The organism is Pelomicrobium sp. G1, assembly GCF_051905455.1.
GTDB lineage: Bacteria > Pseudomonadota > Gammaproteobacteria > Burkholderiales > UBA6910 > Pelomicrobium.
Map to the genome: position 1 here is coordinate 1 of NZ_JBQACR010000216.1, position 327 is coordinate 327.

At 58.7% G+C, this 327-nt stretch carries 1 protein-coding gene; it reads right to left on the minus strand.

Annotated elements, in window-relative coordinates; genetic code table 11:
• Positions 1–327, minus strand: a 327-nt coding sequence (locus ACTFO6_RS18235) for a DUF4143 domain-containing protein (RefSeq protein WP_439935801.1), incomplete at both ends; no start/stop codon positions are given.

Below are 327 nucleotides of genomic sequence, written 5' to 3' on the forward strand. Positions count from 1 at the left end.
GGCGTTTGGTGAAATTGCTGTGCCAAGGTTGCAGTAGGTACACCAATCCCGAAGCTTCGAGAATCGAAAGCCAGCTTTTCGCCGTATTCGGCGCTACATCCGCGTCCCGCGCGAGCTCTGCGACGTTAAGCAATTGGGCGGTACGGGCCGCCGCCGCGCGCACAAAGCGCAAAAAAGCCATTGCATCGTTTACACGCGCGAAGTCCCGCACGTCCCGCTGGATGTAGGTTTGTAGATAGGAGCCATAGAAAAGATCGCGGTCGGCCTCCCGGGACTGGATCAGGGCCGGGTAGGATCCACGCCAAATCAGCTCGTACAGGCGTGACA